The organism is Streptomonospora nanhaiensis (assembly GCF_013410565.1).
GTDB classification, from domain to species: domain Bacteria; phylum Actinomycetota; class Actinomycetes; order Streptosporangiales; family Streptosporangiaceae; genus Streptomonospora; species Streptomonospora nanhaiensis.
In genome coordinates this window covers 3,929,114-3,947,714 of record NZ_JACCFO010000001.1, presented here as the reverse complement: position 1 = coordinate 3,947,714, position 18,601 = coordinate 3,929,114, and the positions used below count along the sequence as shown (strand labels likewise).

The 18,601-nt window shown below is 73.7% G+C and carries 18 protein-coding genes and 2 tRNA genes; 11 read left to right on the top strand and 9 right to left on the bottom strand.

Going from position 1 to position 18,601, the window contains the following annotated elements; all coding sequences use genetic code 11:
* Positions 1–171: 171 nt before the first annotated feature.
* Positions 172–714, top strand: a complete 543-nt coding sequence (locus HNR12_RS17310; protein WP_179768564.1) for a hypothetical protein — start codon at positions 172–174, stop codon at positions 712–714.
* A gap of 118 nt (positions 715–832) precedes the next feature.
* On the opposite strand, the gene HNR12_RS17305 is transcribed toward HNR12_RS17310, so the two are convergent.
* Positions 833–906: transfer RNA gene (locus tag HNR12_RS17305), tRNA-Pro, on the bottom strand.
* 273 nt (positions 907–1,179) lie between these two features.
* Here HNR12_RS17305 and HNR12_RS17300 point away from each other — a divergent pair.
* Positions 1,180–1,437, top strand: a complete 258-nt coding sequence (locus tag HNR12_RS17300; protein WP_179768563.1) for a hypothetical protein — start codon at positions 1,180–1,182, stop codon at positions 1,435–1,437.
* Between the two features lie 70 nt (positions 1,438–1,507).
* Here the strand turns inward: HNR12_RS17300 and HNR12_RS17295 are convergent, their stop codons facing one another.
* The 3 genes from HNR12_RS17295 to HNR12_RS17285 form a co-directional block, all read right to left on the bottom strand.
* On the bottom strand, positions 1,508–4,351 hold the full coding sequence (locus HNR12_RS17295; RefSeq protein WP_246425110.1) for an ATP-binding protein: 2,844 nt from the start codon (positions 4,349–4,351) through the stop codon (positions 1,508–1,510).
* A gap of 315 nt (positions 4,352–4,666) precedes the next feature.
* The gene (locus HNR12_RS17290; protein ID WP_179768559.1) at positions 4,667–4,864 is read right to left on the bottom strand and encodes a hypothetical protein; all 198 of its coding nucleotides are present in this window, start codon (positions 4,862–4,864) and stop codon (positions 4,667–4,669) included.
* 30 nt (positions 4,865–4,894) lie between these two features.
* Positions 4,895–5,077 (bottom strand): hypothetical protein, encoded by a 183-nt coding sequence (locus HNR12_RS17285; protein WP_179768557.1) that lies wholly within the window; start codon positions 5,075–5,077, stop codon positions 4,895–4,897.
* A gap of 456 nt (positions 5,078–5,533) precedes the next feature.
* On the opposite strand from HNR12_RS17285, the gene HNR12_RS17280 reads away from it, so the two are divergent.
* The 3 genes from HNR12_RS17280 (at position 5,534) to HNR12_RS17270 (ending at position 7,908) form a co-directional block, all read left to right on the top strand.
* Complete coding sequence (locus HNR12_RS17280; RefSeq protein WP_179768555.1) at positions 5,534–6,253, top strand: hypothetical protein; 720 nt, start codon at positions 5,534–5,536, stop codon at positions 6,251–6,253.
* 6 nt (positions 6,254–6,259) lie between these two features.
* Positions 6,260–6,871 carry a hypothetical protein gene (locus tag HNR12_RS17275; protein WP_179768553.1) on the top strand — a complete coding sequence of 204 codons (612 nt, stop codon included), beginning with the start codon at positions 6,260–6,262 and terminating at the stop codon, positions 6,869–6,871.
* A gap of 491 nt (positions 6,872–7,362) precedes the next feature.
* Complete coding sequence (locus HNR12_RS17270) at positions 7,363–7,908, top strand: hypothetical protein (RefSeq protein ID WP_179768551.1); 546 nt, start codon at positions 7,363–7,365, stop codon at positions 7,906–7,908.
* A 50-nt stretch (positions 7,909–7,958) separates the two neighbouring features.
* On the opposite strand, the gene HNR12_RS17265 is transcribed toward HNR12_RS17270, so the two are convergent.
* Complete coding sequence (locus HNR12_RS17265) at positions 7,959–9,212, bottom strand: hypothetical protein (RefSeq protein WP_179768550.1); 1,254 nt, start codon at positions 9,210–9,212, stop codon at positions 7,959–7,961.
* Positions 9,213–9,459: 247 nt separating this feature from the next.
* On the opposite strand from HNR12_RS17265, the gene HNR12_RS17260 reads away from it, so the two are divergent.
* The 4 genes from HNR12_RS17260 (at position 9,460) to HNR12_RS17245 (ending at position 13,014) form a co-directional block, all read left to right on the top strand.
* Positions 9,460–10,374, top strand: a complete 915-nt coding sequence (locus tag HNR12_RS17260; RefSeq protein ID WP_179768548.1) for an NUDIX domain-containing protein — start codon at positions 9,460–9,462, stop codon at positions 10,372–10,374.
* Positions 10,375–10,658: 284 nt separating this feature from the next.
* The gene (locus tag HNR12_RS17255; protein ID WP_179768546.1) at positions 10,659–11,072 is read left to right on the top strand and encodes a hypothetical protein; all 414 of its coding nucleotides are present in this window, start codon (positions 10,659–10,661) and stop codon (positions 11,070–11,072) included.
* A 112-nt stretch (positions 11,073–11,184) separates the two neighbouring features.
* Positions 11,185–12,000, top strand: coding sequence for a DUF2786 domain-containing protein (locus tag HNR12_RS17250; protein ID WP_246425109.1), 816 nt, complete (start codon positions 11,185–11,187; stop codon positions 11,998–12,000).
* Positions 12,001–12,585: 585 nt separating this feature from the next.
* Complete coding sequence (locus HNR12_RS17245; protein ID WP_179768542.1) at positions 12,586–13,014, top strand: PPOX class F420-dependent oxidoreductase; 429 nt, start codon at positions 12,586–12,588, stop codon at positions 13,012–13,014.
* Positions 13,015–13,020: 6 nt separating this feature from the next.
* Here HNR12_RS17245 and dnaN read toward each other — a convergent pair whose 3' ends face one another.
* From dnaN to HNR12_RS17230, 3 genes are all read right to left on the bottom strand, one after another.
* Positions 13,021–14,166: a DNA polymerase III subunit beta gene (gene dnaN / locus HNR12_RS17240; protein ID WP_179768540.1), complete on the bottom strand. Its 1,146-nt coding sequence runs from the start codon at positions 14,164–14,166 to the stop codon at positions 13,021–13,023.
* On the bottom strand, positions 14,163–14,345 hold the full coding sequence (locus tag HNR12_RS17235; protein ID WP_179768538.1) for a hypothetical protein: 183 nt from the start codon (positions 14,343–14,345) through the stop codon (positions 14,163–14,165). Before HNR12_RS17235 ends, dnaN begins: the two co-directional genes overlap by 4 nt.
* Positions 14,346–14,547: 202 nt before the next feature.
* The gene (locus HNR12_RS17230; protein ID WP_179768536.1) at positions 14,548–15,015 is read right to left on the bottom strand and encodes a DUF4442 domain-containing protein; all 468 of its coding nucleotides are present in this window, start codon (positions 15,013–15,015) and stop codon (positions 14,548–14,550) included.
* 177 nt (positions 15,016–15,192) lie between these two features.
* Here HNR12_RS17230 and HNR12_RS17225 point away from each other — a divergent pair, with 177 nt between their 5' ends.
* Positions 15,193–17,139 carry a cation:proton antiporter domain-containing protein gene (locus HNR12_RS17225; protein ID WP_338119781.1) on the top strand — a complete coding sequence of 649 codons (1,947 nt, stop codon included), beginning with the start codon at positions 15,193–15,195 and terminating at the stop codon, positions 17,137–17,139.
* Positions 17,140–17,149: 10 nt separating this feature from the next.
* On the opposite strand, the gene HNR12_RS17220 is transcribed toward HNR12_RS17225, so the two are convergent.
* The gene (locus tag HNR12_RS17220) at positions 17,150–18,193 is read right to left on the bottom strand and encodes a LacI family DNA-binding transcriptional regulator (RefSeq protein ID WP_246425108.1); all 1,044 of its coding nucleotides are present in this window, start codon (positions 18,191–18,193) and stop codon (positions 17,150–17,152) included.
* A 264-nt stretch (positions 18,194–18,457) separates the two neighbouring features.
* On the opposite strand from HNR12_RS17220, the gene HNR12_RS17215 reads away from it, so the two are divergent.
* A tRNA-Ser gene (locus HNR12_RS17215) sits at positions 18,458–18,546 on the top strand.
* Positions 18,547–18,601 lie beyond the last annotated feature (55 nt).

The following is an 18,601-nucleotide window of genomic DNA, read 5'->3' as shown; positions in this document are numbered from 1 at the left end:
CGCGACCGGCGCACAGCCACCCGCCCGGTAGACCACGGCGGGGATGGTGACGTACCTGCGGCGTCAGCGAGACGCTGCGGAGACGGGAGAGTCCCTTTCGCCTGTCATATGCGCGCACTACCCTTCACCGGGACTCTCGCCGATCTTCGTCCCCGCGTTCGGAGCCGCCCCATGAGCGATGCCTACTCCCCTGTCCCGGCACTGAACCTCCTCAACGAGTTCGACCAGCAAAGCGGAAGCGAGTACTACTCGCACGGGTTCGAAACCACCACCTTCGGCGAGCACGGCATCGTCGCGACCTGGTCGAAGGAGCAGGAGTTCCTCGACAGCTTCCTCTGCTTCGCCTATGCCAACCACTCCGGCTCCGTCTATGCACTCTGGCGCATAGACGAACGTGAGGACCTGGGCACCCTCCCCGTTGTGGTGTTCGGGGACGAGGGCGGAATCGGTGTCGTTGCCCGAAACCTCGTGGACCTGTTTCGCCAACTGGGGTGCGATTGGTGGCAGTGGCCCGGCTGGGACGGGGCCCAGTTCGTGAAGCGCGACGATCCAGGCGACGAGCCCAGCCCGCGACACGAGGAGTACCTTGCGTGGTTGCGTGGGAACTTCGGCCTCACCCCGCCGGACGACCCCAACGACCTGCTGGCTGAGGCCGAGGAGGAGTTCGGGCCCCGGTTTGAGACCTGGCTTGAGCGCTTCGCTCCGGACGAGTGATCAACACGGGACTGCGGCTGATCCGGCCGCCGTCGCTCTATTCCGATGCAGGACTCGTTCTGCAGAACGAAGAGGGCCTCGGATGATCTCCGAGGCCCTCTTACCTTGTATTTCCCTGTCGGGGTGGCGGGATTTGAACCCACGACCTCTTCGTCCCGAACGAAGCGCGCTGCCAAGCTGCGCTACACCCCGATTGCTGCGCCCCCAAGTCTAACGGACCCGGTGGGGTGGTCGCACCGCCTTATGGGTGGGGCGGGTGAGAGGGGTGGGGCGGGGTACCGGGGTCGGTGGGTTGGGAAACCTCTCTAGAGACATCGGCCGGGTGTGGACGGCGGGGTTGTCGCGGCGCGACCGCGGGGTCACGTTGAGGGTATGGACGGTGCGAGACGAGCCGCCGGGCCCGCTCCGGCGGTTCCGTGGTGGGTTCGGCTGTCGCGGTGGCTGAACGGAAGCCGGGTGTGCTCGGTGCCCGACTGCATCGCGTTGACCGAGCCGGTCGAGGACCACTGCCCGGTCCACATCCGCGAGGTGCGCGCCGCGCTGCGGGGGCGGCGGTGCGCTGTGGACCGGTGCGTCCGGGCGCGGGACGGCGGCGACACCCTGTGCTCTCGGCACCGGGAGGAGGCGCTGATCTCGCTCGCGCGTGCGGCGACCGGTCCCGCCGCCGGCGGCGGGACCGGACCCGCCGCCGACGGCAGGGTGCGGCGGTGGAACACCGGGTGAAGGCCGCCGGCCGTGCCGGCCCCCGGTGCCTTGCTGGATCCCGCGGGGGGCGCCGTGCCGCGTGGGCCGCCTAGACGGCCGCCTGCAGGGCGTCGTGGGCCTGCTGGGCCTCCGGGGCGCCCAGGCCGGAGAAGAGTTCGGCCGACGCGGCCAGGAACTCGATCGCGCGTTCGCGGTCGACCACCTCCGGCGGCAGGGTGCCCATCCGCATCAGGGCGCGGCCCTCCACGTGGCGCTCCTCGCGCTTGCGGGCGAGGTCGAGGGCGCTCTCCTGGGCCTGGCGGGCCTCCTCGAAGCGGCCGGCCTCGGCGTAGGTGGCGCCCAGTTCGGTGAGGATCTCGGCGTCGGCGCTGTGCTGGCCGGTCTCCTCGCCCATGTCCAGGGCCAGCAGGTGGGACTCGATCGCGGCCTCGATGTCGCCCTTGCGGCGCAGCGCCACCGCCATCGCGTTGCGGATGTAGATCTCGTCGCGCTGCGACCCGATCAGCTGCGCCAGCTTCAGCGCCTCCGACAGGTAGGAGAACGCGCGCTCCAGGTTGTCCTGCTGGGTGTTGACCTCGCCGAGGATGCGCAGCACCTGGGCCGAGGTCTCGTACTGGCCCTCCTCGTGCTTGATCTTCAGCGCCGACTCGCAGAACTCGACGGCCTTGTCGTAGTCGCCCAGCACCTGGTACATCGCGGCGATGTTGGCCCGCTGCAGGCCCTCCAGCGCGCGGTCGCCCACCGACACCGCGTACTCGAACACCTTCCACGCGCACGACAGGGCGTCGTGGAAGCGGCCCATCCGGTCGTAGACCACGCTCAGGCTGGAGTACACCCGCGCCTGGCCGCGCTCGTCGTCGATGGCCGCGAGGATGTCGCGCGCCTCGTTGAGCAGGCCCAGCGCGTGCTGGAAGCGGCCCGACAGGCAGTGCGCGATCCCCAGGCCGATAAGGGTCGCCGCGCTGCCGCGCTCGTTGCCCTTGGCGCGGCTGGCCGCCAGCGCCTTCTCCTGGGTCGACAGCAGCAGTTCGGTCTGGCCGTGGTTGGCGTAGTGCCGCCACAGGGAGTCGGCCAGCTGCCATGCCTCGTCGTCCAGCCCCGAGGCGGCGTAGAAGTCGACCGCCGAGGCGAGGTTGTCCTGGTGCCGCTCGAACCACGTGGTGGCCTCGGTGCGGTTGGCCAGCCGGCTCTGGTAGCGCGAGGACTTCTGGGAGTCGACCTCGAAGTGGTGCCCGCGCGGTCCCAGCATGTCGGCGGCGCGGTTGGCCATGTCGAGGTAGTGGTCGGCCAGCCGCCGGCGCGCCGCCGCGGCCTCGCCCTCCGGGAGGTCGGTGGCCGCCTTCTCGCGGGCGTAGGCGCCGAGCAGGTCGTGGAACCGGTAGACGTCGACGCTGGGCTCGTCGAACAGGCACACGCTGACCAGCTCCTGGAGCAGGTCGTCGGCCTCGGGCGGGTCGCGGTCCAGCAGCGCCGCCGCGCCGTGCAGGTCGACCGTGCCCCCGATCATCACGCCCAGGTGCAAGAACGCCTCGCGCTGCTCGTCGTTGAGGCTCTGGTAGGACAGCTCGAAGACCGCCTCGACGCTCTGGCCGTCGATCCGCAGCTCGCGGAACATCCGCTGGTGCTCGCCCAGCCGCAGCTTGACGTGCTGGAACGTCCACCGGGGCCGGCTGAGCATGCGCCCGGCCACGATCCGCAGCGCCAGCGGCAGCCCGCCGCACAGCCGCACGACCTCGCGCGCCTCGGCCTCCTCGTGGGCGACGCGGTCCTCGCCCAGCACGGTGGAGAACAGCCGCAGCGAGGACTCCGGGCTCAGCATGCCCAGCGCGATGTACTGCGCCCCGCTGACCCCGGGGAGGTCCTGGCGCGAGGTGACGATGGTCAGCGACCCCGGCGCGGCCGCCAGCAGCGGGCTGATCTGCGCGAAGTTCGCGGCGTTGTCGAGCACGATGAGCACCCGCCGCCCGGCCAGGCTGGCCCGCCACAGCGCCGCGCGCTCCTCGACCGACTCGGGGATGGTGTCGGGCTGCACGCCGATGGCCCGCAGCAGGCTGCCCAGCGCCGACACCGCCGTGATCGGGTCCTGCTCGACGGTGTAGCCGTAGAGGTCGATGAACAGCTGGCCGTCGGGAAAGCACTCGGCCAGCCGGTGCGCGCCGTGCACCGCCAGCGTGGTCTTTCCGGCACCGCCCGGACCGGTGATGACGGCGATCTCGGCGCGGCCCTCGTCGCGTTTGCCCAGGGCCAGCAGCCGCTCCAGGTCGCGTTCGCGGCCGGTGAAGTCGGGGATGTCGCGGGGGAGGTCGTTGCGCGGCACGAAGTCGCGCGGGCGTTCGGCGGGGTCGGCGGCCGGCGGGGACGCCACGGGCTCGGCCACCCGCGACAGGTCGATGGCGCCGGCCAGCCGCCCGGGCCCCGACTCGGTGTCGCGCAGGATCTGCTGGTGCAGCTCCATGACCTCGGGGCTGGGGTCGACCCCCAGCTCCTCGGCGAGGTACTCGCGGGTCTCCTGGAAGGCGGTGAGCGCCGCCGCGCGCTGCCCGCTACGGTACAGCGCGGCGATCAGGTAGTACTGCAGGCGCTCGCGCAGCGGGTCCTCGCGGACCAGCGGGGTGAGCCGGGTGATGATCTCGGAGTAGCGGTGCAGCGAGAACGCGCACTGCGCCCAGGCGGTGCGTGCCGCCCAGCGCTCCTCCAGCAGCGGCTGGGAGACCGCGTACCACAGGTGCTCCGAACCCGTGCCCGAGAAGGGGTTGCCGCGCCAGCAGCCCAGCGCCTTGTCCCACAGCACCACGGCCTCGGCGGGGTCGTCGGCGGCCTCGGCGCGCGCGACCAGGCCGCGGAAGCGGTGGAGGTCGACGTTGTCGGGCTCGACCGCCGCGAGGTAGCCGCCGGCGGTGGTCTGGATGACATCGGGAAACGCGCGCCGCAAATGCGAAATCTGCACTTGAATCACGGAGCGTGCCGTGCGCGGGGGATTGTCGTTCCAGAGGAACTCGATCAGCCGCTCGACCGTTACTTCCTTGCCGAGATCGACCAGAAGCGCGCCCAGGACACACCGCTGCCGCGGTCCGCCGACCGGGACCGGTGCACCATCCGACCAGGCCGAAATGGGACCCAGCACGCCAAAATTCACGAATAGCACTCTAGCAAGGCCATTCGCGGCGGCGGGAGAAATCGCCGCCGCACGCTGAGCACCCCTCCTAATGCCCAGCGTACGGCGGCGGTGAAACGGCCGCGACGGCCGTTAGCGATCGGCCGGCTCCGGACGCTCGGCGGGGCGTTCGCCCTGCTTGGGCTCGGTCTCCTGGGGAGCCGGCGTGGTCGAGACGGGCGCGGGCTCGCCGCCCTGCTCCGGGTCGGGCTCGGAGAACGGCTCCAGCCGCGCGGTGATGCGCGCGAACTCGATGTCGACCATCGGGTCGGCGACCGGCGTCAGCGTCATTGGTTGCTCCTTGTGTCAGTGGGGCGAGGGCTAGGGCCAGTCGATGGCCGGGTCGTCCTCGTCGGTGAACTCGACGTCGTCCTCGTCCTCAAGCGGTAGGAAGTCGTCCCCCATGGGCTCCAGCCGCGCCGTGGCGGGCACCTCGATGCCCGCGGTGATCAGCGCGAACTCGATCTCTTCGACGCGCGGGTCCGCGGCCAGGATCCCGGACATAGGTACTCCCTTGAGTTCGGATGACGCACAGGCGGTTGCCGGGCGGCCCGGACCGGACCACCGGCCGCACCGCCTCCCCCGAGAGCGCGCGCGGACGCGGGGTTCCCGCGTGCCCGCAGCAGCGCGGGGCCGCGCAGGTCGGGCTCCCCGCCGACCTGCCTTCTCGGCCCCGGCACCCGGTTCAACCGGCGCCCGCGGGCCGTCCTCCCGCGGGTACCGGTTTCGCCGAGTGTGCCTTGAGCCTAGGAAGCCGGTCTTGCGCCCGCCTTACAGTCCGCTTTCGGCCACGGCGGCCCCGCCGTAAGACGCCGCGCGGCCCCGCCGCCGCCCGCCCCCGCCGCCGGTGACCGGCCGCCCCACCTGCGGGTTTCCCCGACCACCGCCCGCCCTGGGGAATCTGTCCGCATCAGGCCGCGAACGACACGACCGGGCGTGTTGCCCCTAGACTTCCTCCCCGTGGCACACCACGCTCCCCACCCCGAAGGCCCGGGCGGCGGCATCCTCCCCGAGGGCCGGTTCGCGCGTGCCCTCATCGCCCTGGGGGGCAGCGTGCTGCTGACCGTCTCGGCGGTGGCCATCTGGGCCGCCGGCGGCTTCGAACCCGCCGACGCCGCGCCCGCCTCGCCGCCGGGCACCAAGGTCGAGACCCGGCAGTTCACCCTCACCCCGCACGAGGCCGTCTTCACCGAGGACCCCGACACCGGCCTGACCGTGCTCCAGGTGCGCGCCGACCTCGTCTCCAACGACACCCAGCCGTTCTGGGCCGACAGCATCGACCAGTCCATCGAGGTGGAGTTCCCCTCGGGCAAGCTGGAGACCACCATGCTCACCGTGAAGTACACCCGCCATCCCGCGGGCGTGGTGAGCGAGATCCAGCCGGACATGCCCGAGGAGGCCCTGCTGGTGTGGTCGCTGGGCGAGCCCGACAAGAAGGACGAGGACTGCGACGACCCCCTCGCCCGGCTGGAGTGCGAGCGCGAGCAGGCCGAGGTCGACTGGGACGCCCTGCTGGAGGACCCCCCGGACCTCGGCCCCGTCGTGGCCGAGGAGCGCGAGGTCACCCTCACCGTCCACCAGAACGTCTACCAGCCCGGGTTCACCGACCAGTCCGAGCGCTGGTTCTCCGAGGACGACGTCGCGGCCGAGGTCACGCTCCCGGTGACGGTGGAGGTCTAGGCCCTCATGGCGACCGCACTCCCGCGCCGCGCTCTCACCGTGGCCTCCTGCGCGGTCCTGCTCGTGCTGATCTTCGTGGCGCAGTCCATGCTGCCGGGCGAGACCGACGACACCGAGCCCATCGCCTTCTCCGGCGAGGTCGGCACCGAGGTCGACGCCGATCAGTTCACCATCACCGCCAGCGAGGCCCGGATCGCCGCCTCCGTCCAGGACGAGGGCGGGCTGGGCGGCGGCGCCGCCCTCAAGCCGCACGGCGTGTGGGTGGTGGTGCCCGCCCGCATCACCTCCCAGCACGCTCCGCTGGGCACCGTGGAGGCCCGGTTGGCCATGGGCGACGGCTACACCTACTCGGTGACCTCCTGGCTGTACAACGGCCTGGGGACCGGCAGCGGCCCCACGCTCAGCCCGGGGATCTCCGTGGGCGGCGCGTTCGTGTTCGAGGTCCCCAAGGACCGGCTGGTCGACCCCGTCCTCCAGGTCAGCGCGCGGGAGTCCCTCGACGCCCGGCTCAGCGCCCGCGCCGACATCGACCTCGGCCTCGGCGAGGACGAGATCGCCGAGATGACCGCCTCGCCGGAGGAGTCCATCTCCATCCCGGCGCCGGCGCAGATCCCGTGATCCCGTAGAAAGCCGCTGACATGCACCCCGACGATCCCCGCAGGCGCGGACAGCAGCCCCCGGGCCCGCCGCCGCCCGGACCGGGCTACGGGCCGCCCCCGGGTCCGCCGCCCGGCCACCGCCCGCCCTACGGCCCTCCGCCCGGCCCGCCGCAGGGGCCGCCGCCGGGTCCTTTGCCGCCGGGGCCGCCCCCCGGCGCCCCCAACCCCTACCGGATGCCGCCGGGCCCGCCCCCCGGGCACCGCCCGGCCGGACCGCCCCCGGCCCAGCCGCCCACCGGCCCCCACCCCGCCCCCGGCCGGTTCGGGCCGCCGCCCCCGCCGGGCGCCCCCTCGTTCGGCCCGCCCCCGGCGCGGCCGGGCCCGCCGCCGGGCGTGCCCCCCGCCCCTCCCGGCCCCACGGCACCCCCCGAGGGGCGCCGTGGAACGCGGCTCTCGGAGCCGCGCCGCACCGGGCCGTGGTGGCGTCGCGCCCAGCTGCCCTCCATCGCGGTGCTGGTCGTGATGGTCCCGGTGGCCTTCGGCGTGCCGTGGTGGCTGGAGCGGCGCTCGGCCCTCCAGGACGGATCCATGTACCCCATCGCCGAGGCGGTGCCCGAGGGCCAGGACGAGGTGGACCTGCTCGGCAACACCTGGTCGCTGGACGAGGTGGCCGTGGGCGAGGTCGAGGACGCCGCGCCGCCGCCCGAGGGCGCGGTGGTGGTCGACGCCTTCTTCACCGTGGTGCCGGGCGAGGGCCGCGCGGCCAAGCTGCTGGGCACCTGCGCGGTGCGCGCGGTCGAGGGCGACGGCGAGCGCTGGTGGGGCACCGCCTCCGGCTACGACATGCGCCCCAGCGTCGCCGACGCGATCGCCCCCGACTACGGCTGTTTCGACGAGGAGGGCAAGCCGCTGAAGGCCGGCGAGGAGGTCCGGGTCGCGGCGACCTTCGTCGTGCCCGAGGACGCGGTCGACGGCCTGGCCTTCGAGGTCGCCACCGACATCACCACCGACCCCGAGGCGGAGCCGGCGCCGCAGGCTGTGCGCTTCGAGCGGTAGCGGCCGGCGCGGTTCCGGGGGCCGGGCCCGCGCGGGTCCGCGCCGCCGCCTCAGCCGACGCGGCCGGGCACCCGCGCCCGGCGGCCCGTGCTCGCCGCGGTCACACTGCGCAGGGTGATCTCGAAGGTCACCGCCAGCAGGCACACCCGCAGCACGTGCCGCACCGCCTCCACCGCGAGGTGGACCGGCTCCAGCAGCGGCCACCACCAGCCCAGGAAGTCGTGCGGCCCGATCAGGACGAACACCCCGCGCTGGAGCCAGTCGCAGCCCAGCTCGATCAGCACATAGTTCAGGCAGAACCCGAGGAAGAAGACCGGGCTGGCGCGCAGGATGAACCGGAAGGCGTTGAGGAAGGGCATGTAGCGCTCGGCGGTGTCCTGCCGGGCGAACCTGCTGATCTGGTGCACGAACCCGCGCCGGTCGCCGGTCAGCAGCTCCTCGACCTTGGCGGCCCGGGTGCCCTTGCGGAACAGCGCCTCGTGCCGGTCGATCTCGGCGCCGAAGATCACCGCGGCGATGGTCAGCCACACCAGCGGCTGCGTGACGCCCTCCCAGAAGACCGTGGCGGCGGCGCCCAGGCCCTGCAGCATCGCCAGGTAGCCGGCCTCCAGCGGCAGGGAGGTGGCCTCGCCCAGGCTGCGCACGGCCTCCAACAGGGCGCCGGTCGACTCCACCCACACCCGGCGGTCGGCCGCCCACTCCTGGATGGACCCGAAGATGTGCGCCGTGGAGAAGCACGCGAAGAACATCCAGTTGGCCTCGAAGACCACCGACAGCAGTCCGAGCGCCTTGTTGTCCGTCCTGGTGTAGTAGCGGTCGCAGACGACGCGCAGCAGGTAGGCGCTGAGGGCGATCGCCAGCGGCAGGCCGAGCGCGTTGAGGAACGCGGCGTCGGTCCACATGCCAAAGCCCCGCTCGTTGAACAGGGTGGTCGTGTACTGGCGGAACTCGTCCTCGAAGACGCCCCAGGCGTTGTAGAAGATCAGGAACGGCAGGATCGCCATGGCGACCGCGTCGACCCAGCGCCGCTCGCGCTCGCCCAGCGTGCCCGTGCGCGATGACACCAGTTCGGTGTCGACGGTGGGCAGGGCCGGCCGCAGCATGTGGAACATCACGATGAACATCGTGAGCTCGACCAGGGTGGCCAGCGCGACGCCGATCAGCGCGATGTTCTGGTCGAAGTCGGCCACGAAGACCAGGCTGCGCATGAGCATGTCGTGGATGAAGGACCCGACCAGGTACACGCACAGCAACGGCGCCCAGTACCGCCTCGCGAGGTCGAGGGTGTAGAGGGGCAGTCTCACGACCGATACCGCCGCCGAGGGTGCCGGGGCGGGGGCCGGTGGCGCCGTCCTGAAGGTCATCGCTGTGGAATTTTAGCGGTCCGCCCCGTTTCGGGGGGCTTGGGCACTGGCCGGAGTCGGCCGTGATGTGCAGGGTGGTACAGGCGGCGGTGTCCCCCGCTGGACACTGGTGCGAGGCACAGACGGCGAGCGGCGCGGGGCGCCGGCCGCCGCGGCGCAGGGGCGCCGCGGCCGACCTGGAGGTGGGATGAGCGCGGATGCGGGCGACGGCGACGGCTGGGTCCACCTGCCCGACGGCACACGCCGGTGGGGCCGCTACGGCAGCGCGGGCCTGCTGCTGTGCGCGGACTCCGCGGGCGCGGGCGGCGGCCGGGTGCTGATGCAGCACCGCGCGGTGTGGAGCCACCAGGGCGACACCTGGGGGGTGCCCGGCGGCGCCCTGAACAGCGACGAGGACTCCGTGTCGGCGGCGCTGCGCGAGTTCGGCGAGGAGGTCGCCGGCGAGGTCGGCGAGATCGAACTGATCGGCGTCCACCGCCAGGAGCACACGGTGTGGCGCTACGACACCGTGCTGGCGCGCACGCCGGCCGCCGCCCGCCTGGAGCCGGCCAACTGGGAGAGCGACGACCTGCGCTGGGTCGATGTCGCCGACATCGACGGGCTGCGGCTGCTGCCCGCGTTCGGCCGCACCTGGCCGCTGCTGCGCGAGGCGCTGGCGCACCGCCTGGCGCTGGTGGTCGACGCCCCCGCCGTGCCGGCGGTGGCGGGCGCGGCCGGCGGCCGCGACGGCGGCGGGGGCGGGGACCGCGACGCGGCGCTGCTGCGGCTGCGCGACGACCTCGCGGCCCTCAGCGCCGCCGGGGTCGCCGCCGACGCGCTTCCGGCCGGGCTCGCGCCCGCCGGGCTGCACCTGTGGTACCCGCGGACGGTGCTGCTGACGGGCGGCGCCGGGAGCGCCCCGCCCCCCGTGGCGGGCGTGGAGGTGGTCGCCTCGGCGGCCGGCGCCCTGCCGGTCTCCGCGCGGCCCGAGGCGTTCACCGTGGTCGTCACCGACCGCCCCGACGCCTTCGCCGGGGCGCGGCGCACGGCCGTGGTGGGCCCCGAGTGGCTGGAGGCCGCGGCGCCCGCGGTCGTCCGGCGCGACCACTCCGGGCGGACCTGAGCGGCCCTCACCGGGCGGCCGGGCCTTGCCGCGGCGCGCCCGGCCGGGCACTCAGCGCCCCGGCCGCTCGTTGGGCGGGGTGGGACCGTTCGGCCGCGCCCCGCGGTCGGCCCATTGCCTTGTGCCGGGCCCGCGATGGCCGGGACACGCGGCAGGTGCCGGAACCCTCCGTCAGGGGTAAGTCAGGGATGTGCCCTGATGTAGGTCCGCCACCGTGCGGGCATCCTTGGCGGAGACAGGCTGGACGGCCCGGCTCGGACCAAGCCGGACTCAAAGGAGCAGACATGACGCTGGAGCGCGGAAACTCGCTTATGCCCGTGCACGCGGCGACACTGATGTGGCCCACCGGCATCGCCACGGGGGCGGGCGCGGTCGCCGGTGCGCTGTCCTTCCTTCTCGCGCTGCCGGCGGTCACCATCGCCGGCCCCATCGGCACCGCCATCTTCTGGTTCGCCCTGGTCGGCGGCGGTGTGGCCCTGCTGGGCGGCAAGGGCGACCGCCGCGCCCGCCGCTGGGCCGGGCAGTACCCCTGGCGCTTCGCGGGCGGCCCGGCCGTGCTCGCGGGCATCGGCATCACCCTGGCCTCCCTCTTCAGCATGGGCTTCTTCGGCGCGGTGGTCACCGGTGTGGCCTCCGCCGCCGTGATCTGGGTCGTTCTGGGGATCATCGGTATGGTCGCGGGGAACAAGGCCGCCTGATCCCGTTGTTGCACGGGGTCTGAGCCGGGAGCCCGCTCCCGGCGCACACGACGGCAAGCTCACACAACGGGGAACGACCAAGCGCTCTATGTCGACCAGTGCTCGTCAGAGGATGATCGAGCGTGTCCGCGGGCTCCTCCGGATGGCGGAGGACCCCGCGGTCACCGATGCCGAGAGCCAGGCGTTCACCGCCAAGGCCGCCGAGCTGATGACCCGGCACGCCATCGCCGAGGCCGAGGCCCGCGCCGAGCGCGGCGAGGCCGCGGAGTCGGTCTCGCGGCTGGACTTCCCCGTCTCGGGGGTCGGCGGCCACGGCAAGGCCCGCGTCAAGGCGCTGGCCGGGATCGCCGCCGCCTACGGCTGCCAGTCGGCGGTGCGGGGCAACACCTCGGCCAACACCGAGCGCACCCTCATCATCGTCGGCACGGTCACCGCGCTGGACGCGCTGCGGGTGCTGCTGCCCTCCATCAGCATGCAGATGGAGGCGTCGGCGCGCTTCACCGCGCGCGAGCACATCGCCAACCTGCGCGAGCTGCGCAACTACGACCGCTCGGCACTGGCCACCGAGCGCAGCCGCTTCTACCGGTCGTTCGTGCGCGCCTACGGCTACGCGGTGGCCGAGCGAATCCGGGAGTTCCGCGCGCGCCTGCGCGAGGACTCCGCGGCCGGGGGCTCCGCCGGCGCCTCCGGCGGCGGCGCGGACGGCGCGGGCGGTTCCGTGGGCGCCGAGGTCGTGCTGCGCACCGACGTCGACCGGGTCCGCGAGGACTTCCAGCGCCGCTTCCCGCAGCTCAAGCCGACCCGGCCCGAGCGGACCCACCACCGCGCCGGGTACCGGGCGGGCTACCAGCGCGGACGCCGGGCGCAACTGGGCATGGAGACTTCGGTCGGGCAGGGCGGCGGCTCGGCTTTGACCGAAAGCGAGTAAGCCGAGGTCGGCAGCGTCGTCCACACGCCCCCGCCATTATCTACAAGTTGTGGATAACCCTGTGGGCAACGCGCGGGAAAGCCGCGCGTTTTGTGGAGCGGTCAAAAAAGCCTGTGGATAAACCCCGATTGGCCGACTTCTTTTCTCCACTCCCCGCTTCATCCGCCGATTCCCGGCCGCCTCCCGGTGTTCACTTCCGGACGCCCTGGCCGGGCGGACGGCGCGTCCCATACGGCGGTCTAGGCGTTCGGCCCCGCCCGCGCCTGCCCCATTCGCCCCGGCACACCACCGGGGAAACGCACATCCGAAACAGCGGATGGCCGCGCAATGGTCGCGCCGCGGCCGAAGGCCCGCGGCGGGAGTTCCCCGGCCGGGCGCCGGGATTTCCCGGCGGGTGTCCGGCGGCTTTGCGTGGGAAGCCAAGGGGTGCGGGCCGCGCCGTTTTCCCATGGGCACCGCCCGCGCCACCGCCCGCCGCGGCCACGCCGCCCGGCGCGATCCGGCCGCGGAGGGTGACGCAGACCACTCCCATGGGAGAGAGTGGGAGAGGCACGTACCGCCGCACCGCTCAGGGGGTTCACCGCAATGAACTCAGCCACCCTCGTCCAGCCGTTCCGCCGGTACAAGACGGCCCTGCTGCTGACCTACCGCAGCGACGGTGTCAGCGCGCAGAGCACGCCCGTCAGCGTGGTCGTGGCCGACGACCGGGTCATCTTCCGCACCTGGCAGGAGTCGGGCAAGGCCAAGCGGCTCAGCCGCAACTCCGACGCCGACCTGCGTCCGTGCACGTTCCGCGGCGAGCCCCGGGGCACGGCCGTGCGCGGCCACGTGCGGCTGCTCGAAGGAGCCGAGGAGCGGCGCGCCTCGCTCCTGCTGGCGCGCCGCCACCCGATGCTCCAGGGCTGGGTGGTGCCGATGTCGCACCGGCTGCTGCGCTACCGCACCCAGCACTACGAGTTCACGCCGCTGGACATCAACCACGACATCGAGAACATGGAGGGCTGCCCCGACTAGCCGCCGCTAGGGCACCCGCAAGGGCATGACCAGGTAGCGGAACTCCGAGGGCGCGGAGGGGTCGGCGGGGACGTCGGACACCACCACGGGCTTGGTGGGCTGGGTGAAGTCGATGCGGGCGGACTCGGTCTGCACGGCGCCCAGGCCGTCGAGGAAGTACTCGGGGGTGAACGCCACCCGCAGGGGATCGCCGCTGAACTCGACGTCGAGGGCCTCGGCCGCCTGGGCGTCGTCGCCCGAGCCTGCCTCAAGGACGACCTCGCGCTCGGTGAACGAGAGCCGCAGCGGGGTGTTGCGGTCGGCCACGAGGGCGACGCGCTTGACGGCCTCGATCAGCGGACCGGTGGGGACCGTGGCGCGCGCCGCGGACTCGGCGGGGAAGCGGTTCTGGTAGGGGATGAAGTCGCTGTCGATGAGCCGCGTGGTGGTGCGCCGCCCGCTGTTGTCGAAGCCGATCATGCCGTCGCCGTGCGCGGCGGCGCCCGGGGCCGCCGCGGACAGCGCGATGTCGACGTTGGACCCGGGCGCCAGCGAGCGCGCGATGTCGTGCAGCGTGCGCGCGGGCACCAGCGCGGCGGTGTCGAGGTCGGGGATCTCGGGCTTCCACCACAGGTGGCGCACGGCGATGCGGTAGCGGTCGGTGGCCGCCAGGGTGAGGGTGTCGCCCCGGAAGGCGATATTGACCCCGGTGAGCATGGGCAGGGTGTCGTCGCGGCTGGCCGCCGGGGTGACCTGGCGGACGGCGGCGGTGAATGCCTCCGCGCCGACCTGGCCCGTGGTGCGCGGCATGTCGGGCAGGGTGGGGTAGTCCTCAAGCGGCAGGGTGAGCAGGGTGAACTTGGCGCTGCCGCAGGTGACGAGCACGCGGGCGCCGTCGGCCCGCAGCCGCAGCGGCGCGGCGGGGAGGTTGCGGGCGATCTCGGCGAGCAGGCGGCCCGAGACCAGCACGGCGCCGGGGGCCTCGACGTCGACGTCGAGTTCGGCGCGGGCCGAGACCTCGTAGTCGAAGCTGGACAGCCGCAGGGTGGAGGAGCCCTCGGCGATCTCCAGGCGCATGCCGGCCAGCACCGGCATGGCCGGCCGCGCGGGCAGCGCCCGCGCGGTCCAGGCCACGGCCTCGGCGAAGGAGTCGCGGTCGGCTCCGAAGATCACGGCCGCCCCGCCTTCGGGGCGGTGCCCGCGGAGGGTTCGGGGCGGGCGGGCGCGGCGCAGGCGGCGGGGTCGGCGGCGCCCGGGGCGGCGCGCCGGGCGGCCGACGCCCGCAGCGCGGCGCGGGCGCGGAGGACGGCGCGCACCCGCACGCCGGATGCCGGTTGAGCGGTGGTGGACATGGCTGCCCCCGTGTGCGATCGCGAGTGGTCGCCGGCGGGATTGCCGACATTTCCCACGCTACCCAGGAGGTACGACATTTCCCGGGCCGCGGCGGCGCCCCGCGCGGGCCGGCTCCGCGGCCGGCTCACTCGGTGGGTTCGCTCGGCCGGGTCCGTGGTCGGACCGGACGAGGTGCGGGCCGCCGCCGTCCGCTCCGGCCGGTCAGGAGGCGTTGGGCTTGAGGGTCCACACCACCGTCATGGCGCCGGTGGGGGTGCCCTCGGCGGTGCGCAGCTCGATGTCGACGCCGAACTCCGGGCGCTCGCCGGCGTCGAGTTCGGCCACCACCTCCGCGCGCGGCCGCGCCAGCCGGGCCTCGGCCAGCACCTCGCCCATGGCGAGCCTGCGGTAGCGGATCTCGGCGCTGACCGCCAGCGGTACCGCGCGGTCGAGCAGGTCGCCGAACGTGCCGATCACGATGGCGCCCGACGCGGACTCGGCGAGGGTGAACATGGCGCCCGCGTGCGGGCCGCCCACGTGGTTGTGGTGGTCGGGGTTGTCGGGCAGCCGCAGCACGGCGCGCCCGTGGTCGAGTTCCACGAACTCCACGCCGAGGGTGCGGGCGAAGGGCACCGCGGCGAGGAATCCCGATTTCACAAACTCCGCCGTGTCGGCGTCCATGGTCGTCATGCCGCCTGATCCTACTCATCGGTAACATAAGCCGCCACCCTCGTTCCGCCTTCGGCGTAGGTCCTCGCCGCGTTCGCGGGCGCCGCATATGCTGTCGGCGCCCCGGCCCTGGCGGGCCGCGCGAGAAGGGACGCCCATGTTGCTGGCCGCCGAGGAGACCCCGCCTTCCTGCCGCCCGTGGTGCTGCTGCTGTGCGCCGCCGCGCTGATCGGCTACCTCAGCATCCAGCTGCGCATCGTGCCCATCGTGGGGTTCCTGCTGGCGGGCGTGGTGATCGGCCCGCACCAGCTCGGCCTGGTCGCCACCACCGAGACCGTCGAGGCCGCCGCCGAGATCGGCGTGATCCTGCTCCTCTTCACCATCGGCATCGAGTTCTCGCTGGAGCGCCTGGCCGCCATCCAGCGCTACGTGCTGGTGGGCGGCGGACTCCAGGTGCTGCTGGCCGTCGCCGTCACCGCCGGGCTGGTCATGGCCTTCGGCGCCGACTGGCGCACCGGGGTGTTCACCGGGTTCCTGGTGGCCCTGTCCTCGACCGCCATCGTCCTCAAGGTGCTGGCCGCCGCCGGCCGCACCACCTCCACGCTGGGCCAGGGCAGCGTGGCCGCGCTGATCTTCCAGGACCTCGCCGTGGTGCTGATGGTCCTGCTCGTGCCGCTGCTGGGCGGCCAGGGCGAGGGCCCGCTGGAGATCGCCCGCGCCCTGGGCACCGCCGCGCTGGTGCTCGTGGTCGTGCTGGTCGTGGCCCGCAAGGTCATGCCGCCGCTGCTGGAGCGGGTGGCCCGCGCCTGCTCACCCGAGGTCTTCCTGCTCACCGTGGTGGCCATCGGCATGGGCACCGCCTACCTCACCTCGCTGGCCGGGGTGAGCGTGGCGCTGGGCGCCTTCCTGGCCGGGCTGGTGGTCAGCGAGTCGCGGCACAGCGCCCACGCGCTGGGCGAGGTCCTGCCGCTGCAGATCCTCTTCAGCGCCACGTTCTTCGTCTCCATCGGCATGCTGCTGGACCTGCGCGCGCTGCTGGAGCTGTGGTGGCTGGTGCTGCTGCTGGCGGCGGCCGTGGTGGTGGTCAAGGCGGTCACCGGCGCCCTGGCGCTGTCGGCGCTGGGGGTGGGCGCCTCCACCGCCGTGGCGGGCGGGCTGCTGCTCGCCCAGATCGGCGAGTTCTCGTTCGTGCTGCAGCGCTCCGGTGCCGCCGTCGGCCTGGAGCCGGCCGGGCTGGGCGCCGACGGCGAACAGGTGCTCATCGCCGTGACCGTACTGCTGATGACCGCCACCCCCGCCCTGTCCGCCCTGGGCGACCGCCTGGGGCGCGCGGTCGGCGCCCGCCGGCGCCGCCCGGCCGCCGCGTCCGCCGCGCCCGAGGACGTCCCGGCCCCCGGCTCGGCCGCGCCGGTCCTGGTCTCCGGCTACGGTCCGGTCGCCGCCGAACTCGCCGCGGGCCTGCGCGGCCGGGGCATCCCGGTCACCGTGACCACGCTGAGCCCCGACCTCGCCGCCGTGGCCGAGGCCGCCGGCCACACCGTGGTGCGCGGCGACCCGCTGCGGCGCAACGTGCTGGAGGAGGCGGGGCTGTTCACGGCCGCGGCCGTGGTGATCGCCGAGAACTCCGCCGAGGAGACCGCGCAGATCGCCGCCGTGGTGCGCCAGCTCGTGCCGGACACCCCGATCCTGGCGCGGCCGGTCGACACCGCCGACCCCGCCGAGCTGGCGCCCGCCGGAGTGCACCGGGTGGTCGACACCGCCCGCACGGTCGGCGCCGCGCTGACCGACAGCGTGCTGCGCCGCCTGGGCCGCGGCGTCGCGCCCCCCGGCGACCACCCCGACCCCCACGCGGTCGTGGACTTCGCCGCCGACCCCGACTCCTCCTGCCCGCACCTGGTCCAGATCCGCCCGGTCCTGCCGGCGGCGGCCGGGTGCGTGGACTGCCTGCGGGCGGGCGAACGCGACTGGGTGCACCTGCGGCTGTGCCTGACCTGCGGGCACGTGGGCTGCTGCGACTCCTCGCCCAACCGGCACGCCTCGGCGCACGCCCACGCCGCCGACCACCCGCTGGCCGCCTCGGCCGAGCCCGGCGAGGACTGGGCCTGGTGCTTCCTGGACCAGACGCTGATCGGCCGCCGGGAGTAGCCGGCCCTGTTCAGGAGTGCGGCGCGGCGCGGACCGTGAGGTTGCGCGACCTGCGCGGCGCGGCGGTGGACTGGCGGACCAGCAGCGTGGTCGGCAGCTCCACCTGCGCGGTGCTGGGCCGCCCGGTCTCGACGATGTCGGCGGCGAGTTCGGCGGCGCGCACGCCCATCTCGAACACCGGCTGGGCGACCGTGGTGAGGTCGAGCAGCTCGGCGAAGTCGCTGCCGTCGAACCCGATGACCGAGATCGCCTCGGGGATCTCCAGCCGCGAGCGCCGCAGCACCCGCAGCGCGCCCATGGCGACGTCGTCGGACTCGGCGAACACGGCGGTGGGCGGGTGCGACACCGACAGCAGCCGCCCCATGGCCAGCGCGCCGCCGTCGTGGCCGGGCCGCTCGCTGACCACGAACGGCTCGGCGCCGGCCTCGGCCATGGCCTGCTCGTAGCCCCGGCGCCGCTCCTGCGAACTCCAGGAGAAGCCGGTCTGGTCGCGGGTGTGGATGTAGGCGATGCGCGTGTGGCCGAGGTTGAGCAGGTGCTGCGTGGCGCCCCGGGCCGCGCCGGTGTTGTCGATGAAGACGCTGGGGCGGCCCTCGACGCGCTGGCTGCAGAACACCACGGGCAGGCCCAGCTCGTCGAGCTGCTTGATCTCGCCCTCGTCGAGGTCGAGCGACACCGCCACCACGCAGTCGACGTTGCTGCGCAGCGGCAGCGAGCGGACGTAGCCGTCCAGCTCCTCGACGTCGCCGACCTGGTACACGAGCATGTCCAGCTCCGCCGCGCGCAGCCGGGTGTTCATGCCGGCCAGGGCCACGCCGAAGAACCACGGCTGGAGGAAGGGCACCAGCACGGCGATGCGCCCGGTACGGCCGGTGACCAGGCTGGAGGCGCCGCGCGAGACCACGTAGGAGAGTTCGGCCGCGGCGCGCAGCACGTTCTCGCGCACGGCGGGGGCCACCCCGGGCGCGCCGCGCAGCGCCCGGGACACCGTCGAGAGCGAGACACCGGCGCGCTCGGCGACGTCGCTCATCCGCGGATGCTCAGCAGGCGCCATGCCGACGATGGTATGCACCGCCGAATCCGGTGGCAACGCTCCCGGCCCGGGAGGGGCAAGCGAAACCCCGCCGACGTGGGATTATCCGTAACCGCGGTCGGACGAGCACGGAAAGTGCGGCATCGTTTGCACCGCGCGCACCGGGCGGCCCGGCGGCCGCAGGCGCCCCGGCGGCACCGCGTCGGGCGCGCCGAGGGGCCGGGCGGCCGCGGACCGCTGCGCTATGCTGTGCCCCGGCTGCCCGGCCACGCGGTCGGCGGCACGGGAGGGTTCGCATAGCGGCCGAGTGCAGTGCTCTTGAAAAGCACAAGATCCCTAACGGGGTCTCGTGGGTTCGAATCCCACACCCTCCGCTCTCCCCCGGACACCGCCGCGCCGGCGGTTCCGCACCGCGCCCGCCGGCCGCGG